Genomic DNA, 17,895 nt, shown 5'->3' with positions numbered 1-17,895 from the left:
ATTTTCAGTGGATCCTGCTTTTACCTTTCGCTGTTGCGTTCTCCTGCATATTTTTCTGCTTTCTGGTTGGTTCAGTCTTTACACCAGCCTTCGGTCAGAACCATTCACGGTCAGCTGAAGTATCCGGCGTGTCCTACAAAAGTAGTCGACGCGGCCCGGACTGCGTCTATGTCAGTGCCGCAATAAAGCGGGAATCAGACCGTTGTATGTTGGGCAATGCTTGCCCCGCACATATAGGGCCAATATGCACACAGGTTACGCAGTACTCTCCACATCGGAATAGATCTTCGGCTATATCGCCATCCTCAACAGATAGCTTGGGCTAGCAATGGCCTAACAATTCATTCAGGACGCACCTGCAGCAGGGCGGCACTGTCGGCTATCGGGCCGGCATGACCATGAACCTGGAGACCGGCGACGGTTCCTGGCCGCCATCTCCGACGTCTACGACTGGCCGATGTTCCGCTCGACGCGGGTCGAACGGACAACGCAACCGGTGGAGGTGTTGAAGTCGCTGGCTGGTCGTTATCAATTCGCGGACGGCCCGACGATCTCGGTGGTTTACGAACAGGAGGCATTGATCCTGCTGTTTCCGAATGGCGATCGCTACGCGATGACTCCGATCGTCGGCGCGCCGCGCGAATTCATCCACCCCGGCACCGCCGTGCGCGTCAGCTTCGAGGGCGAGGGCAAGGACACGACGATACGGCTGTACGGGGAAACCGGGCGGCGTCTCTAAGGCCTGCAGCGAGATCTCACCATGCTCCTCTGTAAGACCCAGCGACAAGCCCGCAAGCAAGAACTGGAAAAGGCCTCACATTCAAGGCCTTTCCTTTTCGCCATCTATCCCATTCTTGAGTGGCATTTTGGGAAAGCAACCAACGCAGTATAAGAGTCGTTGACGAACCCAGGCCTTGGCCGCAACATCTGGCTACGCTCCAATTTTGGGGGCTATCTAGAGTTAGGCCGCTTTGACAGAATCTCTCCGCTATAGCTATGACGTGTCACTGCGCATCACACATCCGGTGCAGGTGCCCGAGTTCTTCTCGTCCAGCTTAGGACTAGATCCTCGCTACTATTGGACTGTGGGACAGCCGCGCAAGACCCGTAAAGGCGATCCGCTGCCTGGCGCCTATAAAGAGACTTACTGGTCGTACTCTTTTGACGTTCCTGAGGACGATGATCTCCCTGGGTTCTTAGATAAGGCTCTGACGGACTTGGCTCAGCACAAAGGCTTCTTTGATCAGATACAAGAATCTGGCGGCAGAGCGGGGTTCTTCATCGGACTATTCTCTGGCGCCTTCAATACGGGTTTCGCCTTGAGTGCTGATCTGCAAAGAAGAGCTGCCGCGCTTGGACTAAGCTTAGACTTCGATATATACGGCTACGGTGGTTCGTCGGATGGCGCGGCCTAACAATTCGTTCAAGCCGAACCCGCATCGGGGCACCGCCTGGGTGCTTATCCGCTACGCTAGCACCCAGGCGGTGCCCCGATGCGGGTCGGCTTAACTCAGGCGTTAGGTGCAACTATGGGACGCAGCACATTCTGGGTACCAATCGCTTTACTCCCAGTTGCTGGGTTTTTGATCCTTGCATTTGGGGATGACCTTATTGATAAAGCCATTGGGCAAAGCGCCACCCCTTACAATCCAGTACTTGCTTGGATTATTGGCTATTGGTGGTTCGTTGTAATGATCCTTATGTGCGCACACATGGCTTTCTTCTTTGTGCATGCCTTGGTTAATAAGCGACTGGACTGGACGCGCCGCTTACTATGGGCGCTGGCAAACTTGGTTGTCTGGCCATTCTCTACTCCGCTATATGCGTGGTTCTGCACCGAAAATGTTCTTACCACCGGAACTAGGGCGCGCTGATAGTGGATGGGGTTGCGCCTAACAATTCATTCAAGCCGAACCCGCTTCGCGGGTCGGCTTAATTCAGACGTTAGGTGCCGCAAATCACTCTCATGACAATTTCAATCTCTCAATCAATCGAGTCAGTCAACTGGACGCACCTCGAAGATCTGTTCATTCGCGCACCACTCGGTGCACGAAGTGCTGCTTTACTCGAGCAGACGTTTCGCAATAGCCAGATCGCGCTATTTGCATATGATGATAATCGCTTAATTGGCGCTGGGCGCGCACTCACTGACAAGATCAATTGGACAGTAGTCTTTGACGTAGTCGTAGATCCAGAGCGCCAAGGCAGGGGTTTGGGAAAAGCTATTGTTGAGGCACTCGCTTCCATATCCGGCGCCCGCAACGTCATGCTTCAGTCTGTCCCTGGCAAGGAGAACTTTTATGCGCGGCTTGGCTATCGCCCAATGACCAGCGCAATGGCAAAGTATGAAAATCCTGACTGGGCATCTGCCAATGGTTACATTGCATCAGCTTCATCGAGCGGAACCTAACAATTCGTTCAAGCCGAACCCGCATCGGGGCGGCGCCTGACTGCAAGTCCTCGGCTATATTTGCATCCAGTCGCCGTCCCGATGCGGGTCGGCTTAATTCAGGCGTTAGGTCGTTTAGGAATAATCGCAGAATGACCGACAAGAGCGGCAAGCCAGCTACCACGGTGCAGTCCTTCATCGACGCACTTGACCATCCGCTCAAGAGCGAGATCGCTGCGCTCAGGAAGCTCTTGCTGAGTGCGGATCCGGCCATCTCGGAGGAGATCAAATGGAACGCACCGAGCTTTCGTACTTCGGAGCACTTTGCCACCATGCACCTGCGCGCGAGGAATGCTGTGCAGCTTATTCTTCATCTGGGCGCCAAACCCAAGCGGACTGTTCCACCAGAGGCCATCGCTGATCCGGAAGGGTTACTCAAATGGCTCGGGGCAGACCGCGCCTCCGTCGGTTTTGCGGGGACCACCGACCTGGCGCATAAGAGCGACGCGCTGGTTGCGATCATCCGGCAATGGATCAAGCATGTTTAGACGCATCGCCTGCCGGTGGCCTGGCGATTCATCCGGGCCGAACCTGCTTCCCGGCTCGGCTTGATTCGGGCATTCGGCGTCATTCCCGAGGCCGAGGAATGACCCCGGCCCGTTCCGTTCTTGCAACTCAGCCACGCCCTTCTTGCGGAGTTTGTACGCCGGGCGATCCCGGTTTCCCCGGTTCCATCGCCCGGATCCGGGTTTCGTCGCCGCGGCCGACACCCATGCCCTGCGAGTGGATAATCTCCACCGCAACCGAACACTCCGGAACCTCCCGTGAAAACCAGCTTCTTCTTCGTCTTCCGCATCGCCGCCGCCTGGGTGTTCGCGTACCTGGTGTTCATCACCTTGTGGAACGGCTTCCTCGGCGGCCCGGGGCCGAACGGCCTGGTGTTCCTGGTGTTCCTGATCACCCTGGGCTTCGTCATCGCCAGCGCGGTCTCGCATATCCGCCGCATCCGCCTGATCGCCGGTGACATCAATCCGGGCACCCTGGCCAACCGCCAGCGCCGGCAGATCGAGATTCCGCTGGAAGCCGGCGTGGCCTTCGACCTGGTCGACGCCACCATCCGCGAACTGCCGCGTTCGGAAGACATCGAAAGCGCGCGCGACAGCCTGCAGGTCCGGGCCAAGGTCGCCCGCATCAACCCCTACAGCAACAAGACCCCCGGACGCTTCAACCCGCTGTACTGGATCCACATCAAGCGCAACCAGATCCTGGCCACGGTGACCCCGGGCGACGGCATCAGCAGCCTGACCCTGGTCTGCGAACCGGAAAGCGGCGCGTGGAGCGACTGGTTCAAGGTCGACGACGGCACCAACCTGGAGAACGCCGAGGCCATCACCCGCGCCATCACCCGCCGCATCGCCGAGCACCGCCGCAACGAACAGGCGGCCGCGCAGCAGACCGTGACCGAGAAGGAACTCACCGTCGCCAAGCTGAGCCTGCTGCACGCGCAGGTCGAGCCGCACTTCCTCTACAACACCCTGGCCAGCGCGCAATACCTGACCCGCAGCGACCCGGCGCGCGCCGACGAGATGCTGGGGAACCTGATCACCTACCTGCGCCATTCGCTGCCGCGCACCGAGGATTCCCTGTCCACGCTGGGCGAGGAATTGGAACGCGCGCGCGCCTATCTCGAGATCCTGAAGATCCGCATGGGCAACCGCCTCAACCTGCAGATCGAAGTGCCCGAGGCGCTGAAGTCCATTCCGTTCCCGGCGATGATGCTGCAAACCCTGGTCGAGAACGCGATCAAGCACGGCCTGGAACCGAAATCCGGCGGCGGCACGGTGTGGATCATCGCCCGCACCATCGACGACTCGCTCGCGGTCACCGTCGCCGACGACGGCCAGGGCTTCAACGCCGGAAGCAGCGGCACCGGCATCGGCCTGAAGAACGTGCGCGAACGACTGCGCCTGGCCTATGGTGGTGCGGCCTCGTTCGCCATCGTCGCCAATTTCCCCAGCGGCGTGGCGGCGACCATCAACATCCCCGCGAATGACATCCCCGCGAAGGCGGAAGAAGGCAGCCATGTTTAAGTGCGTCATCGCCGAAGACGAGGAACTGCTGCGCAACGAACTGTCGAAACTGCTGGCGCAGGCCTGGCCGCAATTGCAGATCGTCGCCGAATGCGAGGACGGCGGCAGCGCGCTGGAAGCCATCGCCGAGCACCGGCCGGAAGTGGCGTTCCTCGACATCCGCATGCCCGGGCTGACCGGACTGGAAGTCGCCGAAGCCGTCGCCGAAGCCAGCCCCAAAACCCAGATCGTGTTCGTCACCGCCTACGACCAGTACGCGATCGATGCCTTCGACAAGGGCGCGGTCGATTATCTGCTCAAGCCGATCGCGCCGGAACGGCTGGCCGCCACCGTGCAGCGCTTGCAGGCGCGCCTGGCCCAGGGCGGCAGCGATGCCGAAGCGCTGGCCGCGCTGATCCGCCAGCTCGGCGAACGCCTGCCCACCGGACCGGCCGAGCCGCTGGTCTGGATCACCGCCAGCGCCGGCAAGGACACGCGCCTGATCATGGTCGACGACGTGGCCTACTTCCAGGCCGACCACAAGTACACCGTGGTCATGACCGCCGAAGGCGAGTCGCTGTTGCGCAAACCGATCCGCGAACTGCTGGAGGTGCTGGATCCGTCCACCTTCAAGCAGATCCATCGCTCCACCATCGTCAACCTCAAGGCGATCGCCTCGATCGCCCGCGACGACACCGGCAAGGGCACGGTCAGGCTGAAATCGCGCCCCGAAACGCTGACCGTCAGCCAGCCGTTCATGGCCTTGTTCCGGAATATGTAGGTTCTTGCATGCCGGCATCAGGCCGGTCTTTCACGCGCCGCTACCGGTTGCGTTCTACGCTCCCCGTTGTTCCTCTGGAGGAGTGAGCGGAGAGGAGTGAGGAGTGAGGTAGCCTTCGCCCCCTGCCTTCGCCCACTTCTCACTCCTCTCCGCTCACTTCTCACAAAGGAGAAAGCGATGACCGCAATCGCCGAACGCGTGCATACCCGCCAGGACGAGATCGCGCTGATCGAATCGCGCATCGCCGAACTGCCGGATGAAGCCATCGTCGAGATCACCCTGGATGACGGCCGGAAATTGAAGGGCCTGGTAACGACGCGACCCACGATCCAGACCTTCCGCGATGCCGAGGGGCAGGAAGGGGTCAACGCATTGTTGCGCCTTGACGATCTGGACCAGTCGGGACATTCGCATCAGGTATGGCTGGACCAGGTCAGCGATATTTTCCACATGGGCAGCGATTGAGCGGGAGGGAATGTGGGAGCGGCGTAAGCCGCGAACGGAAGCCCGACGGTGCCACGCGAATCGATGCTTCGGGAGAGCCTTCGCGGCTTACGCCGCTCCCACAAGTGCTCCAAGAGCTCGTGAGGTGGGTGCGCACTAGCGGCAGACGACCTCGCGTCGCGTGGCGGAACTTTCCAGTCCCCATTCCAGCATGGCCATGACCTGCAGGGCTTCCTGCGGCGTCACCGGTGCGGGGCCGCCGTGCAGGATCGCGTCGCGCATCGCCGCGTAATAGCGGACATAGTCGCCGGGAACGCCCTGCACGATTTCCGTTTCCACGCTGTCGGCTGCGCCGGTACGCAACACGCCGGGCAGGGGATCGATCCCCCAGCCTGCCTGTCCGGGAATTCCACCCTTGCGCAGCGCATCCTCCTGCGGGTCCAGGCCATGCTTCAGGTAGCTGGCACGCGTGCCGTGCACCGCGAAACGCAATGGCTGCCCCGCTACCAGCGATCCGGCATGCAGGACCACGCGCAGCTTCGGATAGCGCAGCAGTACGTTGAAATAGTCCGCGGCACTCGCACCGTCGCGTTGCAGGGCGATGTCGGCGAACACCGCTTCGGGCATGCCGAACAGCTGCAGCGCCTGGTCCAGCAGGTGCGGACCCAGGTCGTACCACAGCCCCGAACCCGGCTCATCGCGTTCGCGCCAGCGGTCGGCCACGACCGGCCGGTAACGGTCGAAGTGCGAGTGGAATTCCATGACTTCGCCCAGCGCACCCTCCGCGATCAGCTTGCGCAGGGTGAGGAAATCGGCATCCCAGCGCCGGTTCTGGAACACGCTGACGATGCGGCCGGCGCGGTCGGCATCGGCCACCACTTGTTGCGCCTGGTGCACGGACACGGTGAAGGGTTTGTCGACCACTACATGCTTGCCGTGCGCCAGCGCCGCGCTGGCCAGGGCGGCATGCACCGGATTGGGCGCGGCGATGACCACCAGGTCGATCTCCGGGTCGGCGAATGCGGCTTCAGGCTCGGCGACCACCCGCATGCCGGGATGATCGGCCAGCACCTTGCGCGCATCGCTCGAGACCACGGCATGCAGGCGCAGGCCCGGCGTGTTCTCGATCAGCGGCGCATGGAACACCTTGCCGACGAAACCGTAGCCGACCAGGGCCACATTGAGATGGGGTTGCATTGTCCGGCTCCAATCGTGAGGGTCATTGCGTCCGGGTTCGATACCTCGCCGATCGAGGCGGGTCTCGCTTTATCTCGTCATTCCCGCGAAAGCGGGGATCCAGTGCCTTTGCGATAGAGGCGAAGTCGCTGGGTCCCCACCCCGACGACAGCATTCGAGGGCAGGCTCTTCGCGGGAACGGCGCTTCGTCCATGCGCAGTCTAATCCCCGGGCCAGGCAATGCGCTCCCGATAGTCGTGCGGATGGATGTCGCATACGACGCACGCTGTGCGGCGGAACTGGCATGATGCGGTCGAGACCCTGCAGCAAAGGCGGTTGTCGATGAAGGTTCCTTCCGTGCTTGCGTCGCTGCTGACCGGATGCCTGCTGTCGGCCAGCGCGGGAAGCGGCATCGCCGCCGGGCCGGAGGCTCCCGTGCCTATGGCGAGTACCCGTGATGGTGTGGTCGAAGGACGCAAGCAGGACGGACTCGATGTTTTCCTCGGCATCCCCTTCGCCGCGCCTCCCATCGGTGCGTCGCGATGGAAGGAGCCGCAAGCCGTTGCCGGTTGGGCCGGCACGCGCAAGGCCGATGCCTATGCCGCGTCGTGCATGCAGAAACCGGGGATCCCGGTTTCTGCCGGTGGTACCGCTGGTGCCTTGAGCGAGGATTGCCTGTACCTCAACGTGTGGACGCCGCAAGCCGATGCCGGTGGCAAGCGGCCGGTGATGGTGTGGATCCACGGCGGCGCGCTGGTCTATGGATCCGGCAACGTCGCGCTATACGACGGCAGTGCGTATGCGCGACGCGGTGCGGTAGTGGTGACGATCAACTACCGCATGGGCGCGCTCGGGTTCTTCTCGCATCCGGCGATCGATGGCGATGATCCTTCCGCACCGGTCAATTACGGCCTGTTCGACCAGATCGCCGCGCTGCGATGGGTGCGCGACAACATCGCCGCGTTCGGCGGCGATCCCGGCAACGTGACCCTGTTCGGCGAATCGGCCGGTGCGCAGAGCGTGCTCGCGCTGTACGCCTCGCCACGGGCGAGGGGGTTGTTCAACCGGGGAATCGCGCAAAGCCCGTATGCCATTCCCAGCCATAGCCGCTCGCGGGCGCGAGAGGTCAGCGTGCAGGTCGCCAGTGCCGTGGGCCTGGACGGAGCCGGTGCGACGGCGGCGCAGCTGCGCGCGGTGCCGGCGGAACGTTTCTTCGGCCTGGGCGACAAGGGCCCGACGCTGGCGCCGGGTTTCATCGTCGGCGATGCGGCCTTGCCGCAGCCGATCCTCGACACGTTCCGCAAGCGCAAGCAGGCGCAGCTGCCGCTGATCGTCGGCAGCAACAGCGACGAAGCCACCGTGGCCGCGGCCTTCGGCGTGGACCCGGCGAAACTGGTGGAGAAATTGCGGGCCGGAAAATTCCTGTTGAAGACCTTGTATCCCGGGGTCGACGACGATGCGCAGCTCGGCCGCGAAACCGTGCGCGACCTGGTGTTCACCGCCTATGCGCGGCAGATCGCCTATCTGCATTCCAGGTCCGCCCCGGTCTGGCGTTACTACTTCAGCCACGTGCAGCAGGGCCTGCAAGGCAAGGTGCCGGGCGTGGGCCATGGCGGCGAGATTCCCTTCGTCATGGACACCCGCGACGATTGCGGTTGCCTGCTCGCGCCCTTCACCATCGCCGACCGCGACTTCGCGCGGCAGGTCGGGGATTACTGGTATGCCTTCGCCCGGTCCGGCGATCCCGGCGTGTCCGGCGCGCCCGCATGGGAGCGGGACAGCGCGCGCAAGGCGCAGTTGCTGGAGTTCGGGGAGCGGGTGGTGGCGAGGAAGGATTTCATGAATGCGCGATTGAACGCGTTCATGGTCACCACCAAGGTCGCCGATGCGTTGAGGAAGGCGCGGAACTGATCCGGGCGGCGCCTGCGGCGGCGATCAGGTTCCCTGGCGGACTATCGCGTCCGGTCGTACGATCTGCGATTCGATGTGCATGCGCGCCAGTTCGATGTAATTGACATGCGGGCCGCTGCCGGTGCCTACGATCTCGCCGAGGTACTCGCTGCCGCTCCAGATCCGGCCCACCCATTCGGCGCCCTGGTCGGAAATCGCCAGCGTGACCGTGTAGCGCAGGTCGCGGCCGCTTTCGTGGCTGCAGTGGTAAACGATCGGGAATTGCGCGGTGAACTGCGGATCCGCGCTACGGCGCTTGAGGTGCAGGCGAGCCTCTTCGAGCAGCTGCGCCTGCTCGCTTTCATGGATCATCGGCAACTGCGCATGCACGAATTCGGATTCGTCGAAAAACGAATCGATGCCCTCGGCCGGGTTGTAGCCCTGCTCGCGCAGCCATTCGATGTATGCGACTTCCAACTCCATAGAGCCGGCTTTGAGCTTGATGCCCATCAGTAGCTCTCTCCTTACGGTCGTAACATTTCCTTCACCTGGATGAAGCTTAGCAGGCTTGCCTTGCCGATATCACCCGGTCCGCTATCCGGATTCCGGCCGGGCAAGTCGCTCTGCAACAACAGGTGTCGGGAGGAAGCTGTCGCGGTCGGCGGAAAGCCATGATCGGAAGCGATCCAGGGGCAGCATGACCGGACTACCATCGTTGGCTTGCGCCGGGCCGGGCCGGGCGAGACAGGAAACAAGGTCATGTATTTCCCTTCACCCGACAAGGCATTCCAATGAACAGAACTCCCCTCGGCCTCCTGCTGGCCATGCTCCTGCTCTGCGGCTGCGGCAAGCCAGCCGATACGCCTGCCGCGAGCGTGCCCGCGAGCGGGGCAGGCGACCAGGCGGTTTCCGCGCCAGAGTCGATTCCGATCGCCGCGAATCCTGCCCCCGACGCCACGAACGGTTCCATCGTCGCGCCAGCTCCCGATGACGACACGGCCGTCAACGCCTCCATCGACAGGGTGCTGGGCGACCATGCCAGATACCAGGCGGTGATCCAGGCCTACCAGAAGGCGGTCGCCGACGGCGACAAGGCCGCGGTCGCAGCGCTGGTCGATTACCCGATCAAGGTCGACATCGATGGCAGCAAGACCACGATCGGGGATCCGGCGGCTTTCGTGCGCGACTACGACAAGATCATCACGCCTGCCATCGCCGGAGCGATCGAGGCGCAGAAGTACTCCGGGCTCATGATCAGCGGCCAGGGCGTGATGTTCGGCAACGGAGAAACCTGGATCAACGGCGTCTGCAAGCGCGGCAGCGCCGATTGCAGCGAATTCGAGGTCAAGGTCGTGGCCATCCAGGCGGGCGCTTCGAACTGAGGCGGCGGGCCGGGTGTCCGCGCCCGGATCATGCGTGCGCTGGCCGGTTATGCGCCGGTTGGCCCGCGAACGTTTACGATCCGCGCATGTTTTCGCCCCGATCGCTGCTGGCCCTGCCGACCGCCATGCTGTTGCTGGCCTGCCTGCCGGTGGAAGCGCGCACGGTCTATCGCTGCGTGCGCAACGGCACCGTCAGCCTGTCGACCGCGCCGGAGCCGGGGTCGAAGTGCGAGGCGAAGAAGATCGACGACAACGCGGCCAACGTCCCCAACCTGTGGGGATCGATGGGCGTGTTCAGCGGCACCCTGTACCAGCGCGAACAGGAAGGGCAGCTGGTCTATGGCACGCGCAAGTTGCCGGGTTCCACCGTGTACCTGAAGTTCACCGTGGCGACGCCGCCGGGCGAACCCGCGCATCCGGGCCTGGGCAAGGTCGGCAAGCCGCGCCTGGATATGTATGCGAAGCAGTTCCGGAGCGCGGCCAGGGTCACGGGCGTGGAGGACGCCTGGTTGCGTTCGATAGCGCATGCGGAAAGCGGCTTCGATGCCAGGGCGCTGTCGCCCAAGGGTGCGCAAGGGGTGATGCAGTTGATGCCCGACGTGTCCAGGCAATACGGCGTGGTGGATCCGTATTCCTCCGTCGAATCGATCAACGCCGGGGCGAAGCATCTGAAGAGCCTGTTCAAGCGCTACCACAACGACCTGGTCCTGGTGGCGGCGGCCTACAACGCCGGTATCGGCGCGGTCACCCGCTACAAAGGGGTGCCGCCGTATGCGGAAACCCAGGCCTACGTGGAAAAGGTGCGGGCCTTGCACCAGCGCTACCAGCAGGCGCTGGGCACGGCGCCGTTGAGACCGGCGGATTCGACATCGGTGGAAACAAAAGCGGCTGCGATGAAGAAGTAATTGATGGTATGGGTCCTGGATCGCGTCCCTCTCCCCACGAGCGGAGAGAGGGACGCGGGATCAAGCTTCGGGAATCAACTTCAACAACCTGCCGCCCGAGCCATCGTCCTCGTCCTCCAGCAGCCACAGGCTTCCGTCCGGCCCCTGTTCCACCTCGCGGATGCGCTGGCCCATGTCGTAGCGCGCCGCTTCGCGCGCCGTGGTGCCGTCGAACTCGATGCGCACCAGCGACTTCGACGACAGGCCGCCGATGAAGGCGTCGCCTTTCCATTGCGGGAACCGGTCGCCGGAATAGATCATCAATCCGGCCGGGGAAATCACCGGGTTCCAGCTGACTTTCGGCGCGGCGAATTCCGGACGGGTGTCGTGGTCCGGGATCACCCTGCCATCGTAATGGTCGCCGTTGGAGACGATGGGGTAGCCGTAGTTCCTGCCGCGTTCGATCAGGTTGAGCTCATCGCCGCCTTTCGGACCCATCTCCTGCTCCCATAGGCGTCCCTGCGCGTCGAAGGCCAGCCCGAGCGCGTTGCGATGGCCCAGGCTCCAGACCTGCGCGGCGATGCCGCCCTGTTTCGCGAACGGATTGTCGGCCGGCACGCTGCCGTCGTCGTTGAGGCGGATGATCTTGCCCAGGTTGGATTGCATGTCCTGGGCGGGATCGAATTTCTGCCGTTCGCTGGAAGTGATCCACAACTTGCCATCGGGTCCGAAGGCGATGCGATGGCCGTAATGACCGTGTCCGGTGACTTTGGGCACCTGGCGCCAGATCACCTGAAGATCCGACAGCGCGCCGCCGCCCTTGGCATCCAGGGCAAGTTTCGCCCGCGCCACGACACCGCCACTGGTATCGCCTTCGCCGGCTTCCGCATAACCCAGGTAGATCCAGCCGTTGTCCGCGAAATGCGGATGCAGCACCACCTCGCCGAAGCCGCCTTGTCCGCCGTAGGCCACTGCCGGGATGCCGCTGATATCGCCAATCCGGTTGTCGGCAGGGGTCGCTCCAAGAGCGACCAGTTTCAACGCGCCTTTCTTCTCGCTGACCAGCAGGCGGCCATCCGGCAGGAAGGTCATCGCCCACGGCTCCTTGAACTGGCCGGCTTCGACGATGCGGAAGGGAGGTTTCGACTTCTCCTGTGCGCTGCAGGCCGATGCGGAAACAACAAGCAATGCAGCGGCACAGGCGGTGGTCAGGATATTGCGGATCATGGTCGGCTCCAGAAGTGATGGGCAGGTTATGGCACGAAGGCGGTAAAAAATAGGTTGCGCCCGCGACACGATCGATACCTTCGTGAACGAGTGACCTCTGGCACCTAGATCGGCGACGCGAAGGGCATACTCTGCCCGCGCCATCGATACGAGACCGCATCATGCCTGTCGCCGCCCTGCCCGCACTGACTCCCTACCTGGCCACAGCCGGCATCGGCTGGCTTTATTACCGCCGGATCCGTCGCAGCTTCGGCCGCCAGACCTGGCAACCCGGGCGCGCGATCGCGCGCCTGGTGCTGGTGTCGGTGGTAGCTCTGGCGTTGGCCAGCGCGGCGGTTTTCCTGCCCCATGTCGGCCTGGGCATTGGCGTGGGCGCGGCAGCGGGCACTGCGCTGGGAATGCTCGCGCTCAAGCACACGCATGCGCAGCTGATCGACGGCCGGCGTTACTACACGCCCAATCCGTGGATCGGCGGCGGCCTGACCCTGTTGCTGCTGGGACGGCTGGCGTGGCGCTGGAGCCTGGGCACGTTTTCGGGCGGATCCGCGCAGGCCGCGCAACAGGTCAGCCCGCTGACCATGGGCATCGCCGCCACGCTGATCGCGTATTCGCTGGTCTACAGCATCGGCCTGCTGCTGCGCATGCGCCAACTCGCGCATCCGCGAACCTTGTAGGAGCGCCCATGGGCGCGAGCTCTCCTTCACGTATCGGAGATCCGAAAGAAGAGCCCGCGCCCATGGACGCTCCTACGGCGGTGACGATCCTTGCCGGTAATCCGCGAAGCGCCTTTCCGCTCAAGTCAGAGCGGTGGCTGTTTCGTAGGGCAGGGTGGTGGCGCCCGCGGCCAGTATCGCGGCCTCGGCCGCGGGAAGTTGCGGGTCTTCCGCATCGATCACCAGCAGGATGCGTCCGGCGGCGATCTCGCCTTCGAACTTGCGCCGCACCGGATCTTCCACCGTGGATCCGACCAGCGATGAGATCCAGGTGCCGATCGCCGCACCGCCGACGGTGAGCAGTACGACCCCGGCAAGGGTGACCCCGAGCGACGGGAAGGCGAGCGCCGCCAGGCCCGTGAGCAAGCCGGCGCCGCCACCGATGGCCGCACCACGCAAGGCGGCCGGCATGAAATCGGTGGCCACATCCTTGAACTCGTCGTCGATGGAACCGAGTTCGATATCCGCGCGGGCGATGAGCGAAAGATTGCCGTTGTCCAGGCCGGCTGCGCGAGCGGCAGCGAGGACACCTTGGGCCGTGGCCAGGTCGGGAACGCTGAATACGTGGCGTGTGCGCATGGTTGCGACTCCGGTGGGCACCTGCGCACCATTTACTGCCGTCCGGGTTATCCATGCGTGAGGAAACGGGGCCGGAAAAAGGAGCAGACTGGCGGCCCCCGCAAACACTGTCTCCGTACGGATATCGCCATGCTGCCCCTCGAATCGATCCAGTGCCCCTATTGCGGCGAAACCATCGATCTCGTCATCGACGATTCGGTGGACCAGCAGCAGTACATCGAGGATTGCCATGTCTGTTGCAGGCCGATCAATATCGCGGTGGCGGTGGATGATGATGGAGCCATCGTTGTGCGGGCCTGGGGGGAGGGTGATGTTTGAGGAGTGAGGAGTGAGGAACGAGGAACGAGTAACGAGTAACGAGTAACGAGAGGTGGGGTGTTCGTCTTCTCGTCTCCCGGGTATTGGCTACTGGCTCGCGCTGGCACTTCCGATTTCTTCTGATTCAATGATGCGCACACCTGGCTCGGCGTCCAGCGCCATGCGCAGCAAGGTGGCGGCGACCCGTTCGGCGGGCACCACGCGATAGCGGCGCGGCAACAGCGGGCCGATCGCGCCCAGCAGTCGCATGCCGGCGTGCTCGATCGGCCGGCGCCGGTCGCGCTCGCCGCCGAGCAGGCCGGGCCGCACCAGGCATAGCGAACGGTAGCCGAGCGTGCGCAAGTCGCGTTCCAGTTCGCCCTTGGTCCGCGAATAGAAGATCCGCGAGTCCGCATCGGCCCCGCTCGCGGAAGTCAGCACGAAGGTCGCGGCGCCATGGGCCAGCGCCTGTCGCGCCACCGCCAGCGGATAGTCGAGATCGACCTTGCGGAACGCGGCCCGCGAACCGGCGTCGCGGATCGTCGTGCCCAGGGTGCAGATCACCGCATCCACCTTCCACCAGGGCGCATCGGCGGGCAGGGCATCGAAGTCCACCCGCACGTCGCGTAATTTCGGATGGGCCGCCAATGGCCGTCGCGCAGGGGCCACGATTTCGCCGATCCGCGGATCCGCCAGCGCCTGCCGCAATACCTCGCGGCCCACCATCCCACTGGCGCCGGCCAGCAATATCCTCGTCATGGTTCCGTTCCTGCGCAAAGGGGCGGGATAGCCGGTTTCGATTCTGCCGCATGCGCATGCGTTAGAGTGACCGCCGCAGGGCGCCGCATGCTGGCGGCTCGGGAGGAATGTCTGGAAACCCATGATTATCCGCGGCTGACATCGCGGCCGCGCGCGTATTGGCCAATGGATCGAGGCGTCGAATGAACCTGCCCCTGCACTTCGGCTTCCTTGGCGCGCTTGAAGCCGGCCTGATCGCTCTGCTGGTGGGGATACTTGGCTACGGCTTGCTGCAATGGGCCGTACGCAAGCTGCACGGCTCGGTCGGCCATGCCCTGGGGTGGGGTTTCGTCGTCGCCGCGGTGGCTTCGGCCGGGATCGATGCCTGGAACTTGTTCTACCTTGGGATGGTGAGACTGGAATCGCCGGTATACGCACGGCTGGCGCTGCAGGGAATCCACGATGCGGACTCGCTGGGCACGCGCGTGGTCTGCGAAATCATCGGCGCGGGTCTCGGTGTACTGCTTGGTTGGAAATTATTCAGCGGTGGATTACGTAAACAAAACATTACGGAATCCGATTGATTCGATGTTGAATTGGCGACTGCATCACGCATGCAACGCAACCATTACCCGGTGGTCACATACGCGTAACGAAGCGGGTAATCTTTTTTTCGAGCGTTGTGGTTAAGGCAACGTGCACGCGCGGATTCCGCACCATCGTCGATTCAGTCGCAGTGCTGCATGGTTCGGCCGTACGTTCAGTACGCACCACCTCATCCATGGAGCAACGACGATGAACAACCGCAACCGCAAGCCCCTGATCGGCCTGATCGCCCTGTCCGCCGCATTGGCCATGCCGATGGCCTTCGCCCAGAGCGAGACCGAAGAGACCGCGTCGCCGCAGACCGAGCAGCCGACACCGACCGAAGCAACCACGCCCACCGAAGCCGCTCCGCCGGCCGAAAGCGCGACCGGCGCATCGGTGCAATCGACCGAGCAGGACACCAGTGCGGCCTCGAGTGGCGCCAAGCAGGGCTGGGCCGATGTCGATACCGACAAGGACGGCGCCATCAGCAAGCAGGAAGCCTCTTCCAACGCCGGTCTTTCCCAGGTCTTCGACCAGGCCGACGCCGACACCGACGGCAAGTTGACCCCGGAGGAGTACAAGGCCTTCGTCAGCAAGAACTACGGCGATCCGAAGACCGAGAAGTAATCGAGCAGGTAATCAATCGACAGGTAACCCGGTAATCGATGCACGCAGTCGATCGTAAGTCGCTTCAACCGGTGCCCTAGCACCGGACCCCGGGAAAGGGCGGCGCAAGCCGCCCTTTCCCATTCCGGGCAAGGAGCATGCGGTTCCCTGGCCGGCTTCCCGAAACTGGAGGAATCCATGAAAACCGAAAATTCCAATCCCATCGGAGCCCCGTTGCGCGCCGCACTGCTGGCGTTGTCATTGTCGGGCGCCGCAATGCTTGCCGGTTGCAACAAGCCGGTCGAAGAACCGCCGGTAGCAACCGACACCGCTCCGCAGCCGGTTGAAACACCGCCGCCTGCGGATACGCCGCCACCCGCACCGACCGAGCAGAATCCGGAGGCGCCGCCGGCCGATGATCCGGCGACCACGCCCGCGCCGGCCGATAGCGACGCGCCTCCATCCGGCGGCTGATCGATCGGGTGCGAAGCTTGCGAGGGGCGGCCGATCGGCCGCCCTTCGCCATGCGCGCCGCTGTTATCCTGCACGCCGGACCATGGGAGTAGCGGATGGCGCAGGCAATCGAGTGGGTCGGCTTCGATGGCGACGACACGCTGTGGAAAAGCGAGGATTACTACCGCGCGGCGGAGCTGGAATTCGAAAGCATCGTCGGCCAGTACATCGACCTGACCGACGCGCGCAGCCTCGACCACCTGCTGGAAGTGGAGCGCCGCAACCTGCGCGTGTTCGGCTATGGCGCCAAGGGCATGACCCTGTCGATGATCGAATCGGCGGTGCAGTTGACCGGGGAGCGGATCAGCGCACGCGACATCCACCGGGTGATCGAGATCGGCCGGGCCACCCTGCAGCATCCGGTGGAGCTGATCGACGGCATCCGTGCCGCGGTGGAATCCATCGCCAGCGGGCATGAAATCGTCCTGATCACCAAGGGCGACCTGTTCCACCAGGAATCCAAGATCGAACGTTCCGGCCTGGCCGACCTGTTCCGGCGCATCGAGGTGGTTTCGGAAAAGGACCCGGCCACCTACGCGCGCGTGCTGCGCGAACTGGACGTTCCCGCCGGCCGCTTCGCCATGATCGGCAATTCGTTGCGTTCGGACATCGAGCCGGTGATCGAACTCGGCGGCTGGGGCATCCACATGCCTTACCACATCACCTGGGCGCACGAGGCCGAACACACCCTGGCCGAAGGCAACGGCAGGATGCTCCAGGTCCACTCGGCGCCGGAGTTGCCGGGCGCTCTGGCGCGGCTGCAATCGCTGAGTTCCGCTTGATCTTCGCGCCCAGCGGTCCGCAGGTATGATTGCGGAAACACCGAGGGGGCAACGCATGAACATGTCGACAGGAAGCGTGCCGATCAGGCTTTCGCTCGCGATGGGCCTGCTGGCCCTCGGCGGTGCGGCTTGCGCGGCCGCGGCCGACGAGCCGATGCAGGCGTGGTTGCGGGCAAGCATTACCCTCGACGCTACCGGCGAACTGACCTCGGTCGAATGGCCCGACCAGAAAGCCAGGGGCAAGGTGCTGACCGAGCACCTGGAAAAGATCATCCGCACCTGGGAGTTCGAGCCCGGCAAGCTGGATGGAGTGCCGGCGATCACCAAGACCCGGCTCAACCTCAACATAGAGGTGGAAAAGAACCCTCAGGGCGGCATGGAAGTGGCCATCCTGCAGGCGCACACCGGGGTGGGATTCAATTCCATGCCGGCCCCGGGCTATCCGACCACGCCGGCGATGCGCGGTTATTCCGCCGAACTGCGCCTGCAGCTGGATGTCGATCAACAAGGCAAGGTCGTGTCCGCCCGCGTGCTCCAGTACGAGGGCGATTCGCAGAACAAATGGATACGCCAGGATTTCGAGAAAGCCAGCCTGAAAGCCGTGCAGTCCTGGTCCTTCGAGCCTGAGCAGGTGGCGGGCAAGCCGCTGGTTTCCCGGGTCAGCGCCCCGATCCTGTTTTGCATGGGAGGCAGCCTGTGGTGCGAGAAGCGGAACGAGGCCCGCCACGCCGCCGGACAGCCGGCCATGTCGATGGATGAGGCGGTCGCGCTCGACAGCGCGGTGAAGATCAGGAAAGGGCCCGTCGCTCCTGGCATTTGAACCCGGCCCGCGGGATT

At 63.5% G+C, this 17,895-nt stretch carries 22 protein-coding genes; 17 read left to right on the top strand and 5 right to left on the bottom strand.

Features of this window, described 5'->3' with window-relative positions:
* Window positions 1-457 precede the first annotated feature (457 nt).
* The 7 genes from CSC74_RS15595 (at window position 458) to CSC74_RS15565 (ending at window position 5,704) form a co-directional block, all read left to right on the top strand.
* On the top strand, window positions 458-739 hold the full coding sequence (locus tag CSC74_RS15595) for a hypothetical protein (RefSeq protein WP_162315420.1): 282 nt from the start codon (window positions 458-460) through the stop codon (window positions 737-739).
* A gap of 262 nt (window positions 740-1,001) precedes the next feature.
* Window positions 1,002-1,415, top strand: a complete 414-nt coding sequence (locus CSC74_RS15590) for a DUF4279 domain-containing protein (RefSeq protein WP_162315419.1) — start codon at window positions 1,002-1,004, stop codon at window positions 1,413-1,415.
* Window positions 1,416-1,966: 551 nt separating this feature from the next.
* Window positions 1,967-2,410 carry a GNAT family N-acetyltransferase gene (locus CSC74_RS15585; RefSeq protein WP_162315418.1) on the top strand — a complete coding sequence of 148 codons (444 nt, stop codon included), beginning with the start codon at window positions 1,967-1,969 and terminating at the stop codon, window positions 2,408-2,410.
* A 131-nt stretch (window positions 2,411-2,541) separates the two neighbouring features.
* Window positions 2,542-2,937 carry a DUF1801 domain-containing protein gene (locus CSC74_RS15580; RefSeq protein ID WP_162315417.1) on the top strand — a complete coding sequence of 132 codons (396 nt, stop codon included), beginning with the start codon at window positions 2,542-2,544 and terminating at the stop codon, window positions 2,935-2,937.
* A gap of 276 nt (window positions 2,938-3,213) precedes the next feature.
* The gene (locus CSC74_RS15575) at window positions 3,214-4,479 is read left to right on the top strand and encodes a sensor histidine kinase (RefSeq protein ID WP_162315416.1); all 1,266 of its coding nucleotides are present in this window, start codon (window positions 3,214-3,216) and stop codon (window positions 4,477-4,479) included.
* Complete coding sequence (locus CSC74_RS15570) at window positions 4,472-5,239, top strand: LytR/AlgR family response regulator transcription factor (protein ID WP_162315415.1); 768 nt, start codon at window positions 4,472-4,474, stop codon at window positions 5,237-5,239. Before CSC74_RS15575 ends, CSC74_RS15570 begins: the two co-directional genes overlap by 8 nt.
* A gap of 177 nt (window positions 5,240-5,416) precedes the next feature.
* Window positions 5,417-5,704: a DUF3247 family protein gene (locus CSC74_RS15565; RefSeq protein WP_162315414.1), complete on the top strand. Its 288-nt coding sequence runs from the start codon at window positions 5,417-5,419 to the stop codon at window positions 5,702-5,704.
* Between the two features lie 135 nt (window positions 5,705-5,839).
* Here CSC74_RS15565 and CSC74_RS15560 read toward each other — a convergent pair whose 3' ends face one another.
* Complete coding sequence (locus CSC74_RS15560) at window positions 5,840-6,880, bottom strand: oxidoreductase (RefSeq protein ID WP_162315413.1); 1,041 nt, start codon at window positions 6,878-6,880, stop codon at window positions 5,840-5,842.
* A 321-nt stretch (window positions 6,881-7,201) separates the two neighbouring features.
* On the opposite strand from CSC74_RS15560, the gene CSC74_RS15555 reads away from it, so the two are divergent.
* On the top strand, window positions 7,202-8,770 hold the full coding sequence (locus CSC74_RS15555; protein ID WP_162315412.1) for a carboxylesterase/lipase family protein: 1,569 nt from the start codon (window positions 7,202-7,204) through the stop codon (window positions 8,768-8,770).
* A 24-nt stretch (window positions 8,771-8,794) separates the two neighbouring features.
* On the opposite strand, the gene CSC74_RS15550 is transcribed toward CSC74_RS15555, so the two are convergent.
* Window positions 8,795-9,259 carry a hypothetical protein gene (locus tag CSC74_RS15550; protein ID WP_162315411.1) on the bottom strand — a complete coding sequence of 155 codons (465 nt, stop codon included), beginning with the start codon at window positions 9,257-9,259 and terminating at the stop codon, window positions 8,795-8,797.
* A 281-nt stretch (window positions 9,260-9,540) separates the two neighbouring features.
* Between CSC74_RS15550 and CSC74_RS15545 the strand changes: the two genes are divergently transcribed.
* Both CSC74_RS15545 and CSC74_RS15540 read left to right on the top strand, forming a co-directional pair.
* On the top strand, window positions 9,541-10,131 hold the full coding sequence (locus CSC74_RS15545) for a hypothetical protein (protein ID WP_162315410.1): 591 nt from the start codon (window positions 9,541-9,543) through the stop codon (window positions 10,129-10,131).
* Window positions 10,132-10,217: 86 nt separating this feature from the next.
* The gene (locus tag CSC74_RS15540) at window positions 10,218-11,036 is read left to right on the top strand and encodes a lytic transglycosylase domain-containing protein (RefSeq protein ID WP_162315409.1); all 819 of its coding nucleotides are present in this window, start codon (window positions 10,218-10,220) and stop codon (window positions 11,034-11,036) included.
* 60 nt (window positions 11,037-11,096) lie between these two features.
* On the opposite strand, the gene CSC74_RS15535 is transcribed toward CSC74_RS15540, so the two are convergent.
* Entirely contained in the window at window positions 11,097-12,242 is a 1,146-nt protein-coding gene (locus CSC74_RS15535; RefSeq protein WP_162315408.1) for a PQQ-dependent sugar dehydrogenase, read from the bottom strand.
* 161 nt (window positions 12,243-12,403) lie between these two features.
* Between CSC74_RS15535 and CSC74_RS15530 the strand changes: the two genes are divergently transcribed.
* Window positions 12,404-12,916, top strand: a complete 513-nt coding sequence (locus CSC74_RS15530; protein ID WP_162315407.1) for a CcdC protein domain-containing protein — start codon at window positions 12,404-12,406, stop codon at window positions 12,914-12,916.
* 120 nt (window positions 12,917-13,036) lie between these two features.
* Here the strand turns inward: CSC74_RS15530 and CSC74_RS15525 are convergent, their stop codons facing one another.
* Window positions 13,037-13,534, bottom strand: coding sequence for a hypothetical protein (locus CSC74_RS15525; protein WP_162315406.1), 498 nt, complete (start codon window positions 13,532-13,534; stop codon window positions 13,037-13,039).
* Between the two features lie 129 nt (window positions 13,535-13,663).
* Here CSC74_RS15525 and CSC74_RS15520 point away from each other — a divergent pair, with 129 nt between their 5' ends.
* Entirely contained in the window at window positions 13,664-13,852 is a 189-nt protein-coding gene (locus CSC74_RS15520; protein WP_162315405.1) for a CPXCG motif-containing cysteine-rich protein, read from the top strand.
* Between the two features lie 87 nt (window positions 13,853-13,939).
* On the opposite strand, the gene CSC74_RS15515 is transcribed toward CSC74_RS15520, so the two are convergent.
* Window positions 13,940-14,590, bottom strand: a complete 651-nt coding sequence (locus CSC74_RS15515) for a Rossmann-fold NAD(P)-binding domain-containing protein (protein ID WP_162315404.1) — start codon at window positions 14,588-14,590, stop codon at window positions 13,940-13,942.
* Between the two features lie 182 nt (window positions 14,591-14,772).
* On the opposite strand from CSC74_RS15515, the gene CSC74_RS15510 reads away from it, so the two are divergent.
* The 5 genes from CSC74_RS15510 to CSC74_RS15490 all read left to right on the top strand — a co-directional run bounded on the left by CSC74_RS15510 (window position 14,773) and on the right by CSC74_RS15490 (window position 17,878).
* Window positions 14,773-15,153, top strand: a complete 381-nt coding sequence (locus tag CSC74_RS15510) for a cation diffusion facilitator family transporter (RefSeq protein WP_162315403.1) — start codon at window positions 14,773-14,775, stop codon at window positions 15,151-15,153.
* Between the two features lie 211 nt (window positions 15,154-15,364).
* Window positions 15,365-15,784, top strand: a complete 420-nt coding sequence (locus tag CSC74_RS15505) for an EF-hand domain-containing protein (protein WP_162315402.1) — start codon at window positions 15,365-15,367, stop codon at window positions 15,782-15,784.
* Window positions 15,785-15,961: 177 nt separating this feature from the next.
* Entirely contained in the window at window positions 15,962-16,237 is a 276-nt protein-coding gene (locus CSC74_RS17680) for a hypothetical protein (RefSeq protein WP_162315401.1), read from the top strand.
* Between the two features lie 95 nt (window positions 16,238-16,332).
* Window positions 16,333-17,058 carry an HAD family hydrolase gene (locus tag CSC74_RS15495; RefSeq protein WP_162315400.1) on the top strand — a complete coding sequence of 242 codons (726 nt, stop codon included), beginning with the start codon at window positions 16,333-16,335 and terminating at the stop codon, window positions 17,056-17,058.
* A 55-nt stretch (window positions 17,059-17,113) separates the two neighbouring features.
* Window positions 17,114-17,878, top strand: coding sequence for a TonB family protein (locus CSC74_RS15490; RefSeq protein ID WP_162315399.1), 765 nt, complete (start codon window positions 17,114-17,116; stop codon window positions 17,876-17,878).
* The last annotated feature ends 17 nt before the right edge of the window (window positions 17,879-17,895 follow it).

Source organism: Pseudoxanthomonas yeongjuensis, assembly GCF_010093345.1.
GTDB classification, from domain to species: Bacteria; Pseudomonadota; Gammaproteobacteria; order Xanthomonadales; family Xanthomonadaceae; genus Pseudoxanthomonas_A; species Pseudoxanthomonas_A yeongjuensis.
This window is presented reverse-complemented; position numbering and strand designations above follow the sequence as displayed.